The organism is Streptomyces gardneri (assembly GCF_006539185.1).
GTDB classification, from domain to species: Bacteria; Actinomycetota; Actinomycetes; order Streptomycetales; family Streptomycetaceae; genus Streptomyces; species Streptomyces gardneri.
The window spans coordinates 1-14,559 of sequence record NZ_BJMN01000037.1 but is presented as its reverse complement, the minus strand read 5'-3'; the positions used below and the strand labels follow the sequence as shown (position 1 = coordinate 14,559).

The window sequence follows — 14,559 nt, the reverse complement described above, 5'->3', positions numbered from 1 at the left end:
ACCCCGGCCTCCGGGCCGACAGGGACGAGCGGATCGACCGGATCCCCCGGACCCACCGGATCGACCGGTTCTGCCCCCGAGTCCACCCCGGCCTCCGGATCCACCGGGCCTACCGGTTCCGCCGCCGGGTCCGCCCAGGCGATCGGGGCCTGCGCCGAGGGGTCCACGGGCGGGTCCGTCGGCCTCGCCCCCGCCGCAGGGACCACCCCCGTGAGGGCTGTCGCCGCGGCCAGCGCCCCCGTGCAGACTGTGCGCAGCAGCCTTCGCGACACGTCACCACCTCCACGGGGATGATGACGCGTCACTTCATCTGATTACCGTACGAATCGGGAGTCGCTCGGCGTGCTCACTCGTTCGGCGCAGTACCCGTCGGCCGCGCCCCGCCGCTCGCCCCGCCGCCCGGCTTGGACCACGGCCACTTCAGCTCGCGCCGCTCGCGGCCCTCGGGGGCGTACTCGTAGACCCAGCCGCGCTGGATGCCGAGCCGTTTCGTGTGTCCGGCCGGCTCGCGCCGGTAGGCGTACAGCATCGGCGGGCGTCCGTCATGGGCCGGGACCGGCACCTCGTACCACTTCGGCGGGTGTCCGGTCGGACCGAGCAGGATCGGCAGGACCCGGCCGTCGAGGGGGCCGCCGCGGAAGGGCGTGTTCTCGCTTCTCACCCCTCCAGTCTCCCCCGCCGCCCCGGTTCACAGCAGGTGGGCCGCCTCGCCCACCACGGGGATCACCTTTCGGGCGAGCGCCGCGACGGGTCCTTCGGGGGTCTCCTGCGCGAGGAGTCGCCCGACGACCGCCGCCGTCTCCTCGTCGCTCGCGGTGGTCGCGGCGAGGAGGGCGACGAGATGGTCGACCAGCCACTCCCTGAGTTCGCGCGCCGGGGGCTGCTTCCCCTCGTCGAGCCAGATGAGCGAGGCGGCCTCCACGGCCGCGATCCACGTCCGCACCAGCATGGAGAGCCGGGGGCCGGGCCGCTCCGCCCCGAGGTGGACGAGGATCTGCTCGGCGGCGGCCCGCCGGACCTCGTCCACGATCGCGCTGGTCCGGGAGGTCTCGGCGACGCTGCCGCCCCGCAGCAGGGCGCTGAACCCGGCGTCGTGCTCGTCGACGAAGGTCAGGTACCGGTCGAGCACCCGGCCGAGCCGCTCCGTCGGAGGTCCGACCGGCGGCTCGCCGAAGCAGCGGTTCAGGGCGTCGGCGGAGGAGCGCAGGGCGGCCTCGTACAACTGCTGCTTGCCGCCGGGGAAGTAGCGGTAGACGAGGGGCCGCGAGACACCGGCCGCCTCGGCGACGTCGTCGAGCGAGACGTCCTCGGGCGTCCGGTGGGCGAAGAGCCCCAGGGCGGCGTCGAGCAGCTGCCCGCGCCGCTCCTCGACACTGAGCCTGCGGTACGCGGGTGTGGCGGCGCTCGTCATGCCCCGCAGCGTAACCGCGGAACGGGCCGGTCAGGCGGGCGGTCCGGAACCGGCCCCGACCGGGCTCGCGCCCGGGCCGTCCCGACCGCCCCCGCTCATCCCCTCCTCCGCCCCGCCCACCCCGTCAGGCGAGGAGTCCCGAGGAGCGCCAGAGGCGGCGCCCCGCGCCGCGCAGCACGCCGATGTCGTCGAGGAAGTCCGTCAGCCGCTTGGCGCCGGACTGCATGACCTCCCTCCGGTGCCCGCTCGCCTTCACCTGCGCGACCGCCTCGCGCCGGTCCAGGCCCACGGCCTCGTACACCGCGGGGTTGACGAAGCAGGTGGAGAAGACGCGGGCCGCCTCCCCGCAGCTCAGCCGGGTGAACTCCTGCTCCCAGCGCGGAGCGGTCACCATCTGGCGGCGCAGCTCCTCGCGGGCGTACCGGACGTGCCGGGCCTCCTCCACCACATGGATCCGGGTCACCCCGCGCACGAGGGTCTGCACCCGCTCGTCCGGGAAGGTCAGCCGCTGCATCCAGTCGAGGATCTCCTCGCCCAGGAGGGTGGAGGCGAACGAGCCGGGCGTCGTGGAGACGGTCTTCAGGAGCCTTGCGAGATTGTGGTAGAGCCTCGGCACCGGGTACGCGGGGGTGCCGCCCCGCTGGATCAGCCGGGCGAACATCATCGAGTGCCGGCACTCGTCGGCGATCTCGGTGAGCGCGTAGCGGACATGATGGCTGGTCAGGGACTTGTCGTAGATGTGCCGGACGAGCAGCTGCATCAGGATGATCTCGAACCAGATGCCGAGCGAGGCGAGCGAGGCCGCCTCGTGGCGGGAGAGCGCGATCCGCTGCTCCTCGGACATCCGGCGCCACAGCGGGGTGTCGTAGAGGGAGACGAGCTCGGGCGGCCAGAACCACTTGCCGTCCTCGAAGGGCGCCTCCCAGTCGAGCTCGGTGTCCGGGTCGTACGAGTGCTTGCGGGAGGACTCCAGGAGCCGTGCGGCGACCTGCTCACGGTCGCGCAGCGGCCCCAGGGCGTCCCGGAGGAGGCTGAAGTCAGGCCCTGGGGGCTCGGTGAAGGGGGTCATGCCGACGCACCTCGCTGTGCTCGCCGTGGCGTTACCGGGGGTCACCTGCTATCAGACTGCGCGTCAGCAGGCTCGTCAATCCCTTGCACGCGACTTGTTGACGACCCGTCTACCACCGTGTGAGCCTGACCGCAGGACTCGTACGTAGGACTCGCACCACGGGAACGGCCATCCGACCCCCAAGGAGGCGTCAGTGTCGACGCGCGACCTCTACACCACGGCCCCGTCCACCTCGACCTGGCAGGTGCCGGCGGCCGGCGCCGCCCGGTTCTCCTGGGAGTACGAGGATGGCCGCGAGCGCCTCCTCGCCCTCTACCAGAAGGGCAAGGACAAGCAGTGGGACGGCGCCACCCGCATCGACTGGGACCTCGACGTCGACCCGTACGACCCGCTCGGCACCCCCGACGAGGTCCTGAACCTCTACGGCACCCGCCACTGGGCGAAGATGACCGAGAAGGACAAGGGCGACCTGCGCCGGCACTACTCCTCCTGGCAGTTCAGCCAGTTCCTCCACGGCGAGCAGGGCGCCATGATCTGCGCCGCCCGGATCGTCGAGTCCGTCCCCGACCTGGACGCCAAGTTCTACTCGGCCACCCAGACCATGGACGAGGCGCGGCACGCCGAGATCTACGGCCGATTCCTCCACGAGAAGATCGGGATGCTCTACCCGATCAACGACAACCTCAAGGGCCTCCTCGACGACACCCTGCGCGACTCCCGCTGGGACATGCCCTACCTCGGCATGCAGGTCCTCATCGAAGGCCTCGCCCTCGCCGCCTTCGGCATGATCCGCGACACCACCGACAAGCCGCTCCCCAAGCAGATCCTCGCGTACGTGATGCAGGACGAGGCCCGGCACGTGGCCTTCGGCCGGATGGCCCTGCGCGACTACTACCGGCAGCTGTCGGACACCGAGCTCCGGGAGCGCGAGGAGTTCGTCATCGAGGGCTGCTACCTGATGCGCGACCGGCTGCGCGGGGTCGAGGTCCTGGAGAACTTCGGCATACCGAAGCGCGAGGCGGAGGAGCTCAGCGAGCAGAGCGAGTTCCTGCACCTCTTCCGCAAGCTCCTCTTCAGCCGGATCGTCCCCTGCGTGAAGGACATCGGCCTCTGGGGCGAGCGGCTCCAGAAGGCCTACCTCGACATGGGCGTCTTCGACCTCGGCGACTCCAACCTGGATCTGCTGATGACCCAGGACGAGGAGATCGCGGAACGGCTCGACGCGGAGCGCTTCGCGGCGGAGGAACAGGCGAGGGTGACGGAGGTGGCGGACGCGATCGAGGAGGGGGCGGCGGGGGAGTAGCGAAGGGGGTCCGGCACCCCCGGACACACGCCGCCACCTCCAGCCCTACCCCTGCGCCCTGCCCCCGCGCCTCCGCCCCTCACCCCTGCCTCCGCGCCCCCTACCCCCGCCCCTCACCGCTCCCCCCGCGCCTCCGCCTCCAGTCGCAGCGCCTCCTCCATCACCCTCCGCGCGATCGGCGCCGCGCTGCCGCCCCCGCTGATGTCCGTACGGGACGCCTCGGCGTCCTCCACGACGACCGCCACCGCGACCGCCGGCTGCGCCGTGCCCTCCGCCTGCGCCCAGGCGATGAACCAGGCGTACGGGGTGCCCGTGTTGCCGAAGCCGTGCTGCGCGGTGCCGGTCTTGCCGCCGACGACGGCCCCCGGGATCGCCGCGTTCGTGCCCGTGCCCTCCTCGACCGCCTTCACCATCAGCCGCTGGAGCCGCATTGCCGTCGAGGGGTTCATCGCCTGCCGGTAGGTGCGCCGGCCCGTACGGTCCACCGTCGTCCCGCCGGAGGTCGTGGTGCGGTCGACGAGGTACGGCCGGGCGATCTCCCCGTTGTTGGCCACGGCCGCCGCGACCATCGCCATCTGGAGCGGGGTCGCCGTCGTGTCGAACTGCCCGATCGACGACAGCGCCAGCTGGTCCGGGCTCATCTCCCGGTCGAAGTTGGACTTCGCGACCCAGGACGGCACCCGCAGCCCCGTGTCGTTGAAGCCGAACCGCTCCACCGCGTCGACCATCCCCGTCAGGCCGACCTCCACCCCGAGTCCGGCCATCACCGTGTTGCACGACCACTGGATGGCGTACGCGAGGGAGGCGTCCCCGCAGCCCTTCGCCTCGTTCGGCAGCACCTGGCGGGTCCCCGGCAGCACGAACGGGTCGGGGGTGTCCGTCGGTGCGTCCACGTCCCGCACCGCCCCCGCGTCCAGGGCCGCCGCGGCCGTCACGATCTTGAAGGTGGAGCCCGGCGGGTACGTCTGGCGCAGCGCCCTGTTCAGCATCGGCTGGTTCGGCGAGGAGTTGAGCCGCTTCCAGGAGTCCTTGACCTTCGTGCCGGTCCCGGAGAGGACCCCGGGGTCGTACGAGGGCGAGCTGACGAGCGCCAGGATCCGGCCGCTGGACGGCTCGACCGCGACGACCGCGCCCCGCTTCCCGTCGAGCCCCCGGTAGGCCGCCTCCTGCATCGGGGCGCGGACCGTCGTCAGGACGTCGCCGCCGGGCTGCCGGCCCCGGGTGAGGTCGTTCCAGAGGGGGAGGGGCGCGAGCATCGGGTCGGTCCCGCCGAGGACGGAGTCCTCGGCGTGCTCGACGAGCGTCGTGCCGTACGTCTGGGAGGCGTAGCCGGTCACCGGCGCGTACAACGGCCCCTGCCGGTAGGTCCGTTCCCAGCGCAGCTGCTGTCCGCTGTCCCGGGAGCCGGTCACCGGCTTCCCGTCGACGGCGATCTCGCCGCGCGGCTCCGCGTACCGCTCGATGGCGATCCGCCGGTTGGCGGGGTTGTCGTCGAGCTCCTCGGCCTCGAAGACCATGACACGGGCCGCGTTGACGAGGAGGGCGACGAGGAGCACGAGACAGAGGGCGGCGGCCCGCCGGATGTACCGGATCACGGGGCGTCCTCCCGGAAGTGCGCGTCCTCCCTGACCGGGGCGAGCGTCCCGGTGTCGGCGGAGTCCGGCTGCGGCGCGCGGGCCGAGTCGCTGACCCGGATGAGGAGCGCGACGATCACCCAGTTGGTGACCACCGACGAACCTCCCTGGGCCAGGAACGGCATCGCCATGCCGGTCAGCGGGATCAGCCCCATCACCCCGCCCGCGATCACGAAGACCTGGAGCGCCACGATCGAGGCGAGCCCGATCGCGAGCAGCCGCCCGAAGGGGTCGCGCAGCGAGAGGCCGGCGCGGTATCCGCGGGCGACGAGGAGCGCGTACAGCAGGAAGAGCGCGGTGAGACCGACGAGCCCGAGCTCCTCGCCCGCCGTCGCCAGGATGAAGTCCGACTTCACGGCGAAGCCGATGAGGACGGAATGGCCGAGACCGAGCCCCGTGCCGAGCATCCCGCCGGCGGCGAAGGCGAAGAGCGACTGCGCGAGCTGCCCCGGTCCCTCGCCCGCGCGGATCGAGGCGAAGGGGTCGAGCCAGTCCTCCACCCTGCTGTGCACGTGCGGTTCGAGCGAGCCGACGAGGAAGGCCCCGGCGGAGGCCAGGACGAGCCCGACCGCGATCCAGCCGGTCCGGCCGGTCGCCACGTACAGCATGATCACGAAGAGGCCGAAGAAGAGCAGCGAGGTGCCGAGGTCCCGCTCCAGGACGAGGACGCCGACGCTCAGCAGCCAGATCGCCACGATCGGCCCGAGCACCCGCCCCGTGGGGAACTGGAACTTCCAGATCCGGCGGCCGGTGTACGCGAGGGCGTTGCGGTTGGCGGAGAGATACGCGGCGAAGAAGACGGCGAGCAGGATCTTCGCGAACTCGCCGGGCTGGAAGGAGAGCCCGCCGATCCTGATCCAGATCTTGGCGCCGTTCACGGCGGGGAAGAAGATCGGCAGGATCATCAGGCCGAGCGCGGCGGCCACGGAGACGTACGCGTACCCCTGGAGCGTGCGGTGGTCGCGCAGCAGCAGGACGACCACGATGAAGAGCGCGACCCCGAGCGTCGACCAGACGAGCTGCGTCGCCGCCGCCTGGTCGTTCGGCGTCTCCAGGTCGAGGCGGTAGATCAGCACCAGACCGAGGCCGTTGAGCAGGACCGCGATCGGCAGCAGCAGCGGATCGGCGTACGGGGCGCGGAAGCGGACCGCGAGATGGGCGACGAGCGCGAGCAGCCCGAGCCCGGCGCCGTAGCGGGCGGCGTCCGGCGGCACGGCGCCGCTGCGGGCGAGGCCGACGGCGGCGTAGCCGGAGACGGAGATGAGGACGGCGCAGACGAGGAGGGAGAGTTCCACGCCGCGGCGCTTCGGGAGGCGTACCCCGGGCGGGGGAGCGTCCGTGCGCGGCGGCCGTGTGGTCATGGTCCGCAACGTAGCAAGCGGTATGCCCTATGTCCCTTTTGTGTGACGGTGTGCCGTGTGGTGCTGTTCAGTCCTCGGCGACGGGCGGGTCGGCGAGCGACACGTACTCCGGCAGCCGCAACCGGGCGACGGCACCCCCGCTCCCGCCGTCGGCCTTGCTCCCGCTGTTCTCCCCGCTCCCGCTGTTCTCCCCGTTCCCGCCGTCCTCCTCACCCTCACCGTTCGCGAAGACCAGCTCCGCGCCGATCACCTCCGCCTGCCCCACGGCGATCGTCAGCCCGAGACCGTGGCCCTTGCCCCCGTTCTCGGTACGGAACCGCTGCGGCCCCGACGCGAGCAGGTACGCGGGATAGCCGGGGCCGTGGTCCCGCACGGTCACCGTCGGCCCGTCGACCGTCACCACCACCGGAGGGGCCCCGTGCTTGTGCGCGTTGGCGATCAGATTGCCGAGGACCCGCTCGAGCCGCCGCCGGTCCGTCTCCACCGTGGCGTCCCGGACCACCCGCACCTCCGTCGGCGTGCCCGAGGCGCGGACCACCCGCGCGGCGAGCGGGCCGAGCTCGTGCACCGCGAGGTCCACGGCCTCGTTGCGGGCGTCGAGCCGCGAGATCTCCAGGAGGTCCTCGGTGAGGTCGCGCATCGCCTTGACCCGGTCCTGGACGAGCTCCGAAGGCCGCCCGTCCGGCAGCAGTTCGGCGGCGGCCGAGAGCCCGGTCAGCGGGGTCCGCAGCTCGTGCGCCACATCGGCGGTGAACCGCTGCTCGCTCTGCAGCTTGCGCTGGAGCGAGGAGGCCATCGTGTCGAGAGCCCCGGAGACCGTCGCCACCTCGTCCTGGGGGCGCGAAGGGTCCTCGGTACGGGGGTCGTTGACGCGCGCGTCCAGGTCCCCGGCGCTGATCCGGCGGGCCACCTGGGCGGTGAGGTGCAGCCGGCGCGTGACCCGGGTGACGGCGAAGGCGCCGACGAGCAGCGTCGCGCCGATCGCGAGGACGGAGGAGCCCAGGATCGACCGGTCGAGCGCGTCGATCGTCTCCGCGCTCTGCGTGTAGTCGAAGCGCACGGCGAGCGCGCGGCCGTCCGCGGGTCCCGCCGCCCACATCGTCGGCCGGCCCTCGTGGTTCGCGACCATCGTGCCGTGCTCGCCCCGCGCGGCGAGCGCCCGCAGGGAGGCCGGGAGCCCCTCAGGGTCGATGCCGGAGAACCGGGGGAGCGGCTCGCCCGCCTCGTAGAGGCGGGTGACCTCGGTGAGCCGGGTGAGGGCCTTCTCGCGTGCGTCGTGCACGGTCTGGCCGGTCACCGAGACATGGACGAGGACGCCGAGGAGCGCGGCCAGGGCGCAGCACATGACCGCGATGAAGACGGCGGCCTTCCAGGTGAGGGTCGCGGTCCAGGCGGGCAGCCGGAGCCGGGGCGCTCTCACGGGCCCGGCTCCAGGGACAGGGGGGCGGGAGTGGGGACGGGGACGGGGGCCGGCGGCACGGCCCCGGACGTCGGCGTGGGCGTCGGGCTCACGAGGCGGGGGGCGGGCGGCACGGGCGACGCCACGGTGCCGGGCGGCTTCACCCGGATGATCTCGTCCCGGGTGGGCAGCATGCTGTGCTGCTGCTCGTCCCAGGACCAGGCGGTGCGGTACTCGTACCCGGGGATGCCGGCCGAGCTGACCCGCATGATCAGGTCCCGGCCGGCCAGCTCCACACTGATGACCTGGTCGACGGTGGACATGATCCGGGTGAGCCCGCCGTTCTCGGCGAGGTAGACGCGCACCCCGACCTGCTGGTCGGGCATCCGGATCCCGACGATCAGCTCGTCCCGGCCGTTGCCGGTGAGGTCGCGGTAGTACGGCCGCAGGACGGGGCACCCGGCGGGCTTCGTGCCGCAGGCCTCGATGGCCCGGGCGGTCTCCTCGTACAGGCCGTCGGCACCGGAGTAGGTGTCGGGGTGCGCGCGCACCTCGGCGAGGACGACGGCGGCGGGGGTGACGGCGTGGACGTCGTTGTCCGGCACCTTCACGCCCGGGACGCGCTGGGTGTCCGACTCGCCGTAGTCGATCGGCGGGTCGGTGGCGGGCGGCAGATCGGGCCAGAGCCGTACGGGCCCGACGGCGGTGGGCGTGGGCCCGGCGCTCTTGAGCCCGCCCTCCCCGCTTCCGCAGCCGGTGAGCAGGAGGGCGCACAGCATGCCGAGGGCGGCGACGAGCGGCACGTGGTGCGGTCTCACACGGCTCCTCGGGGCGGACGGCGGCGCGGCGGTACGGCGATACGGCGGGGCTGACGGGCTGACGGGCTGACGGGCTGACGGGTCGAACGGGACGGACGGGGCTGAGCGGGTCTTGCGCGGGTCTCCCCACAGACCTTATTCAACGGGACGCCCGTTTTGTTCACCTGCCGGGCGCCCCCTGACGCCCCTGGCCTGCTGGCCCGCGACGCCCCGGAAGCTTCAGACGCTCCCCGGGCCCCACCCGTTCCCCACGCTCCGCACGTCGCTAGAAGGCGCCCCGCTCCATCCGCGCCAGGGCCGCCCTGCACAAGGTCAGGAGCTTCTCGTCCTGGTGGATGTCATGGCTGCCGGAGCCGCCCTCGCGGGCGTTGTGGCGGCCTCTGCGGGTGAGCTCGGTGAGGATCGTGAGCTGGGCCTCCGAGGCCGCCGGGCCCATCTCCGCCAGACACTCCGCGATGTCCACGCGCGCGTGCCGGTTCTCCTCCCAGGCCGCGAGCAGCACCGGGAGCGCCTCGTCGGCGCGGCCGGAGACCCGCCACAGGGCCGCCGCGCTGCGGACCCGTACCCACAGGTCCCGGGAGGCGAGACCCGGCCGGAGGGCGGCCGCCGAACCGGCCGCCGCCGGGCCGATCGCCCCCAGGGCCAGCGCCGCGCAGCACCACTCCGGGGCCGAGGAGCCCGGCCGCAGCCACCGCTCCAGGGCCGGCAGCACGTCGCCCTGGTCGCCCTCGGCGGCCCACAGTGCCCGCGCCGCGGCCGAGGAGACCGCGGCCGATTCGGCGGTCAGCAGCCCGCGCAGCTCCGGTACGGCCTTCCGGGCGGCCGGCCCGAAGGCGGCCAGGGTCCGCAGGGCGGCCTCCCGGACCCAGTCGCGCCGGTGCTCCGGCGCGCCGCGGAGCACCCGCAGCACCTCGGGGAGCGCCTGTCCGCCCCGTACGGCGGCGAGGGCGTACAGCAAGGGCGCCGCGCGGTCGAAGAGCCCGTCGTCGAGCTCGACCTCGGCGAGCCGGCGCCGCAGCAGCGGGGCGAGGCCCGCCGCGGCCGGCCCGAGGCCGTCCATGGCGTACAGCAGCTCGCGCCGCACGTCGGGCTCCTCCAGGGCGCGGGCGAGCAGCGGGACCGCACGGGTGTCCCCGGCACGGGCCAGCGCGAGGAGCGCCCCGTCCCGCACGGAGCGCCCGACGAGCCCGCCGGCGCCGTCCCGCGAGGCACCGTGCAGGGCAGGGTCGCCCGCCAGCCGGATCACGAGCGCGTCGGCGGCGGGCCCGCCCAGCTCGAAGAGCCGCTCCAGAAACGAGGTGGCGGCCTCCCGGAGCCGCGGCTCCGGATCGTGGAGCTGCGCGCCGACGAGCCGGACGATCTCCTCGTACCGCCCGCGCCACACCCGGATCAACCCGCCGCACAGCCAGATCGCGTCCGACCGCTGCCACCGGTCGGGGCTGCGCAGCTGGGCGAGGATCAGCGCGATCCTGTCGTCGACCCGGTCGTCGAGCGCCGCGTGCAGGGTCCGGAGCAGCTCCTCGGTCCAGGGGGCGGGCCGTCCCGCGGCGTGCTCCTCCAGGAACTCCCGGACCTGCCCGGCGAGCGTGGGCACACCGGGCCACCCGCCGTCGGCCCCGGGACAGCCGCCGCCCGCGAACCCGCCCCCGTCCCGCGGATCGTCCAGAAGGGCATCGCCGCTCCTGCCCCCGCTTCCTCTCCCGTCCCTGAGCGCGACGGTCCGGATCTCCTCCAGGAGCTCCGTCACCCACCGCACGATGTCGTCCGGGATCTCGTTCGGCGCGCAGCGCGCGAGCTGGGCGAGGGACGCGAGCCGGAGCCCGGGGTCCTGCGCGGCGCGGGCGAGCCAGTCGAGCCACTCGACGGTCTCGGAGCGCAGCGAGGCGTGCCGCAGGGCGATCCGCCCGACCGCGGCCACGAGGGCGAGCCGCACCTCGGTGTCCCGCTCGACGGTGAGCCGCTCCCGCAGCAGGGTCAGGACGCGCGCGGGTTCGGGGTGCAGCGAGGCGAGCGCGCAGGGCGCGGCGAGACGTACCTCGGGGTCGGGGTCCCCGACGAGCCCGAGGAACACGTCGGACCCGGCGGCGATGGCGGCCGCGGCCATCGCGTAGTTGGCCGCCGGTATGAACTCCTCGTCGTCCGGGTCGAATTCGTCCAGTTCCTCGTCGTCGTCCAGCTCGATCCCGCCGATGCTGGTGAGCAGCTCGACGATGCCGCCCCGGTCCTGGACGGCGGGGTCGGCGACGAGCTCGATGAGGAAGGGGATGCAGGCGAGCGTCGAGTCGTAGACGTCGCCCTGGTGGTGCACCGCGCCGTACATGCCGTCGAGGGCGGTCTCGCGCTCGGCGGGATCGGCGGAGGCGAGTCCGCGGAGCAGTGCCGGCACGTCGTCCGCGGGGCCGTAAGCGTGCCCCAGCGAGGCCCAGTCGACCTCCTCGATCCCCGTCAGCATTGCCAGGCCACCTTCCCCCGTGAGCGCTGTACCAGTGAGCAAGTGTGCACCACAGGAAGGGCGACAACGCCGTGCCGACGCCACCGGCCGCGCGCGGGGGCTTGGTTGCGGTCTCTTTGCGCCATGTACGGGGCGGAGCAGGGCGGTTGCTCTGGGTGGCCGCCCTGGTCCACCCCCGCCGCCCCTCCCTCATCCCTCCCTCACCCCTCCGACCGCACGCGGACGAACGCGGCGTTCTCGTGCCGCCCCGCGAGCCGGCGCAGCTCGACGGGAAGGGGCGGGTCCACCCACCGCACCGGCCCGTGCTCAGGGTCCTCGGCGAGGGCTCCGGCGCGGTCGGCGACCAGGGCGCCGACCTGGCGGGACTGCGCCGGGGTCAGCCGGGGCGAAGTCGTCACGGTACGGCCGTCGGGGAGCCGTACGAGCAGGTCACGGGGCCTCTCGGGCGGGCCGATCACGCCGAGCAGCACACCGTCGCTCGTCTCGGCGTGCCGGATCTTGCGCCAGGCCCAGGTACCGCCGGCCCGGTAGGTCGAGCCGAGCGACTTCGCCACGATCCCCTCGACGCCGGCGGCCCGCAGATCGCGGAACCACCCCCGGGCGGTCTCCTCGTCCAGGGTCGCGAGGACGCGCTGAAGAGGAGGCTCCGCCTCCTGCAGGGCCGCTCCGAGCAGCTCCCACCGGTCGCGAAGGGGCAGCGCGCGCACGTCCCGCCCCGGCACGGCGAGGAGGTCGAAGGCGATGTACGAGACGGGCACCCCGGCCCGTACGCGGTCGCCGTGCGAGCGGAGCAGGTCGGTGAAGCTCAGCCGCCCGTCCCGGTAGGCGCACAGCTCGCCGTCGAGCACGATCCCCACGGGCAGCTGATCGCGCAGGTGAGCGGCGATCTCGGGGAACTCGGGAGCCAGGTCGCGGCGCGAGCGGGACTGGAGGAAGACCTTCCCGTCGAGGACGAAGGCGAGGGCGCGGAACCCGTCCAGCTTGAGGGAGTACTGGAGCTCCCGCGGCGGCTCCGCCTGCCCGGGGATCTCGTCGGCGGACCGCGGCCGCATGACGTCGACGGGCGGTGGCAGCGCGACGGCCCCGCCGCCCGGGCCACCCCCGCTCACGGCCCGCCCCCGGCGCTCACGGCACGCCTCCGGCGCGCTCGGGCGCGAAAAGGGGCGCCAGGAGCTCCCCGTACCGCTCCAGACGTGGCGCGATGTCGTCCATGAGAAAGACGAGCTCCTCCGGGTCGGCCGCGGGTGCGGCGCAGTCCGCGACCTCCTCCCAGGTGACGGGCGCCGAGACGGCGGGCAGGGCCCGGGCCCGCAGGGTGTAGGGGGTGGCGGTGGTCTTGGCGGCGGCGTTCTGGCTGTGGTCGACGAAGACCTTGCCGGGGCGCAGGGCGCGGGCCATCCGGTGCACGACGAGCCGGGGCAGGGCCGCCTCGGCCTCGACGGCGAGCTGTCGCGCGTACGCGGAGACCTGCTCGGAGGGCGTCGGGACGACCGGGACCAGCAGATGGAGCCCCTTGGCGCCGGAGGTCTTGGCGAACGCCTCCAGACCGTCGGCGGCGAGCCGCTCGCGCAGGTGGAGGGCGACCCGGCAGCAGTCGACGACCGTGGCGGGCGGCCCGGGGTCGAGGTCGAACACGAGCCGGTCGGCGACGGCGGGGGAGGAGGTCCGCCACTGGGGGGTGTGGAACTCGACGACGAGGTTCGCCGCCCACATCAGGGAGGCCAGGTCCTGGACCACGACCTGCCGCGCCCGCGGGTCCTCGGAGCGGGGGACGGGGGCGGTGCTCACCCAGGAGGGTGTGCCGGGCGGAGGATTCTTGGTGAAGAAGAGCTGCCCGTCCGGCCCGTCGGGATAACGCAGGAACGACACGGGCCGATCGCGCAGATGCGGCAGGATCGCGGCCCCGACGGTGGCGTAGTAGTGGAGCACCTCGCCCTTCGTCGTACCGGTGAGCGGGTGGAGCACCTTGTCCAGGTTGCTGAGCGCCAGGCGCCGCCCCTCCACCTCTGTGATGGGCGTCATACGATGAGAATCCCACGTTTTCCCGACATTCCTCTCCCCTCCATTCCTCCGCAAAAGAGGAGAACCGTGCGATCCATCTGGAACGGCGCCATTTCCTTCGGGCTGGTCAGCATCCCGATCAAGCTGGTGAACGCCACCGAGAGCCGGTCCGTCTCCTTCCGGCAGATCCACACCGAGGACGGCGGCCGGGTCCGCTACAAGAAGGTGTGCGAGCTCGACGGCGAGGAGGTCGCCGCGGCGGACATCGGCAAGGCGTACGAGGAGGCCGACGGGACCATGATCCCGATCACCGACGAGGACCTGGCCGCGCTGCCGCTCCCGACGGCGAAGACGATCGAGATCGTGGCCTTCGTACCGGCGGGGGAGATCGACCCGCTCCAGATGGAGGCGGCGTACTACCTCTCGGCGAACGGCGTACCCGCCGCGAAGCCGTACACCCTGCTCCGCGAGGCCCTCAAGCGCAGCGACAAGGTGGCGGTGGCGAAGTTCGCGCTGCGGGGCCGGGAGCGGCTCGGGATGCTCCGGGTCGTGGACGAGGTGATCGCGATGCACGGCCTGCTCTGGCCGGACGAGATCAGGGCGCCGGAGGGCGTGGCGCCGGAGACGTCGGTGACGGTACGGGAGGCCGAACTGGACCTGGCGGACGCGCTGATGGCCACGCTCGGCGAGGTCGACATCAGCACCCTCCACGACGACTACCGCACGGCGGTGGAGGAGATGATCGCGGCCAAGGCGGAGGGCGGCGAGGCGGTGGCGCCCCCGACGCCGGGCGAGGAGGGCGGCGGCCAGGTCATCGACCTGATGGCGGCGCTGGAGAGCAGCGTGCGGGCGGCGAAGGAGGCGAGGGGGGAGACGGCGGAGGTGGCCGAGGTCACGCCGCTCAAGTCGCGCAAGAAGACGCCGGCGAAGAAGGCGGCAGCGAAGAAGACGACGGCGGCGGCGAAGAAGACGACGACGAAGAAGGCGGCGGCAAAGAAGACGACCACCCGCAAACGCCCGGCGTAAGAGCAGCGCAGCTCAAGCGACCGAATCCCACCCCACCCCACCCCACCCCACCCCACCCCACCCCACCCCCAACCCGAAGCCCCCC

Annotated in this window: 12 protein-coding genes; 2 read left to right on the top strand and 10 right to left on the bottom strand. The window is 73.3% G+C overall.

The window, feature by feature from the left end:
* Window positions 1-346 precede the first annotated feature (346 nt).
* The 3 genes from SGA01_RS26965 to SGA01_RS26955 all read right to left on the bottom strand — a co-directional run bounded on the left by SGA01_RS26965 (window position 347) and on the right by SGA01_RS26955 (window position 2,480).
* Window positions 347-661: a DUF8847 domain-containing protein gene (locus tag SGA01_RS26965; protein WP_141299254.1), complete on the bottom strand. Its 315-nt coding sequence runs from the start codon at window positions 659-661 to the stop codon at window positions 347-349.
* A 27-nt stretch (window positions 662-688) separates the two neighbouring features.
* On the bottom strand, window positions 689-1,411 hold the full coding sequence (locus tag SGA01_RS26960; RefSeq protein WP_141299252.1) for a TetR/AcrR family transcriptional regulator: 723 nt from the start codon (window positions 1,409-1,411) through the stop codon (window positions 689-691).
* Window positions 1,412-1,535: 124 nt separating this feature from the next.
* On the bottom strand, window positions 1,536-2,480 hold the full coding sequence (locus SGA01_RS26955) for an AurF N-oxygenase family protein (RefSeq protein WP_141299250.1): 945 nt from the start codon (window positions 2,478-2,480) through the stop codon (window positions 1,536-1,538).
* Between the two features lie 193 nt (window positions 2,481-2,673).
* Here SGA01_RS26955 and SGA01_RS26950 point away from each other — a divergent pair, with 193 nt between their 5' ends.
* Complete coding sequence (locus tag SGA01_RS26950; protein WP_141299248.1) at window positions 2,674-3,783, top strand: ferritin-like domain-containing protein; 1,110 nt, start codon at window positions 2,674-2,676, stop codon at window positions 3,781-3,783.
* A 113-nt stretch (window positions 3,784-3,896) separates the two neighbouring features.
* Here SGA01_RS26950 and SGA01_RS26945 read toward each other — a convergent pair whose 3' ends face one another.
* The 7 genes from SGA01_RS26945 to ligD all read right to left on the bottom strand — a co-directional run bounded on the left by SGA01_RS26945 (window position 3,897) and on the right by ligD (window position 13,469).
* Window positions 3,897-5,378, bottom strand: a complete 1,482-nt coding sequence (locus SGA01_RS26945; protein ID WP_141299246.1) for a penicillin-binding transpeptidase domain-containing protein — start codon at window positions 5,376-5,378, stop codon at window positions 3,897-3,899.
* Entirely contained in the window at window positions 5,375-6,778 is a 1,404-nt protein-coding gene (locus SGA01_RS26940) for an FtsW/RodA/SpoVE family cell cycle protein (RefSeq protein ID WP_055641337.1), read from the bottom strand. The genes SGA01_RS26945 and SGA01_RS26940 overlap by 4 nt, the downstream gene beginning before the upstream one ends.
* 67 nt (window positions 6,779-6,845) lie before the next feature.
* The gene (locus SGA01_RS26935; protein WP_141299244.1) at window positions 6,846-8,198 is read right to left on the bottom strand and encodes a histidine kinase dimerization/phospho-acceptor domain-containing protein; all 1,353 of its coding nucleotides are present in this window, start codon (window positions 8,196-8,198) and stop codon (window positions 6,846-6,848) included.
* Window positions 8,195-8,956, bottom strand: coding sequence for a hypothetical protein (locus SGA01_RS26930; protein ID WP_141299381.1), 762 nt, complete (start codon window positions 8,954-8,956; stop codon window positions 8,195-8,197). Before SGA01_RS26930 ends, SGA01_RS26935 begins: the two co-directional genes overlap by 4 nt.
* Before the next feature lie 304 nt (window positions 8,957-9,260).
* Window positions 9,261-11,447 carry a HEAT repeat domain-containing protein gene (locus SGA01_RS26925; RefSeq protein ID WP_141299242.1) on the bottom strand — a complete coding sequence of 729 codons (2,187 nt, stop codon included), beginning with the start codon at window positions 11,445-11,447 and terminating at the stop codon, window positions 9,261-9,263.
* 200 nt (window positions 11,448-11,647) lie between these two features.
* A complete protein-coding gene (locus SGA01_RS26920) occupies window positions 11,648-12,556 on the bottom strand; it encodes an ATP-dependent DNA ligase (protein ID WP_229917610.1) in 909 nt (302 codons plus the stop codon).
* 16 nt (window positions 12,557-12,572) lie between these two features.
* Window positions 12,573-13,469 carry a non-homologous end-joining DNA ligase gene (ligD, locus tag SGA01_RS26915; protein ID WP_141299240.1) on the bottom strand — a complete coding sequence of 299 codons (897 nt, stop codon included), beginning with the start codon at window positions 13,467-13,469 and terminating at the stop codon, window positions 12,573-12,575.
* 66 nt (window positions 13,470-13,535) lie between these two features.
* On the opposite strand from ligD, the gene ku reads away from it, so the two are divergent.
* Window positions 13,536-14,474, top strand: coding sequence for a non-homologous end joining protein Ku (gene ku / locus SGA01_RS26910; RefSeq protein WP_141299238.1), 939 nt, complete (start codon window positions 13,536-13,538; stop codon window positions 14,472-14,474).
* Window positions 14,475-14,559 lie beyond the last annotated feature (85 nt).

Excerpts from the sequence above, each read along its gene's own strand:
- SGA01_RS26960 (WP_141299252.1), bottom strand. The coding sequence starts at position 1,411 with ATGACGAGCGCCGCCACACCCGCGTACCGCAGGCTCAGTGTCGAGGAG.
- SGA01_RS26955 (WP_141299250.1), bottom strand. The coding sequence starts at position 2,480 with ATGACCCCCTTCACCGAGCCCCCAGGGCCTGACTTCAGCCTCCTCCGG.
- SGA01_RS26940 (WP_055641337.1), bottom strand. The coding sequence starts at position 6,778 with ATGACCACACGGCCGCCGCGCACGGACGCTCCCCCGCCCGGGGTACGC.
- SGA01_RS26930 (WP_141299381.1), bottom strand. The coding sequence starts at position 8,956 with ATGCTGTGCGCCCTCCTGCTCACCGGCTGCGGAAGCGGGGAGGGCGGG.
- SGA01_RS26925 (WP_141299242.1), bottom strand. The coding sequence starts at position 11,447 with ATGCTGACGGGGATCGAGGAGGTCGACTGGGCCTCGCTGGGGCACGCT.
- ligD (WP_141299240.1), bottom strand. The coding sequence starts at position 13,469 with ATGACGCCCATCACAGAGGTGGAGGGGCGGCGCCTGGCGCTCAGCAAC.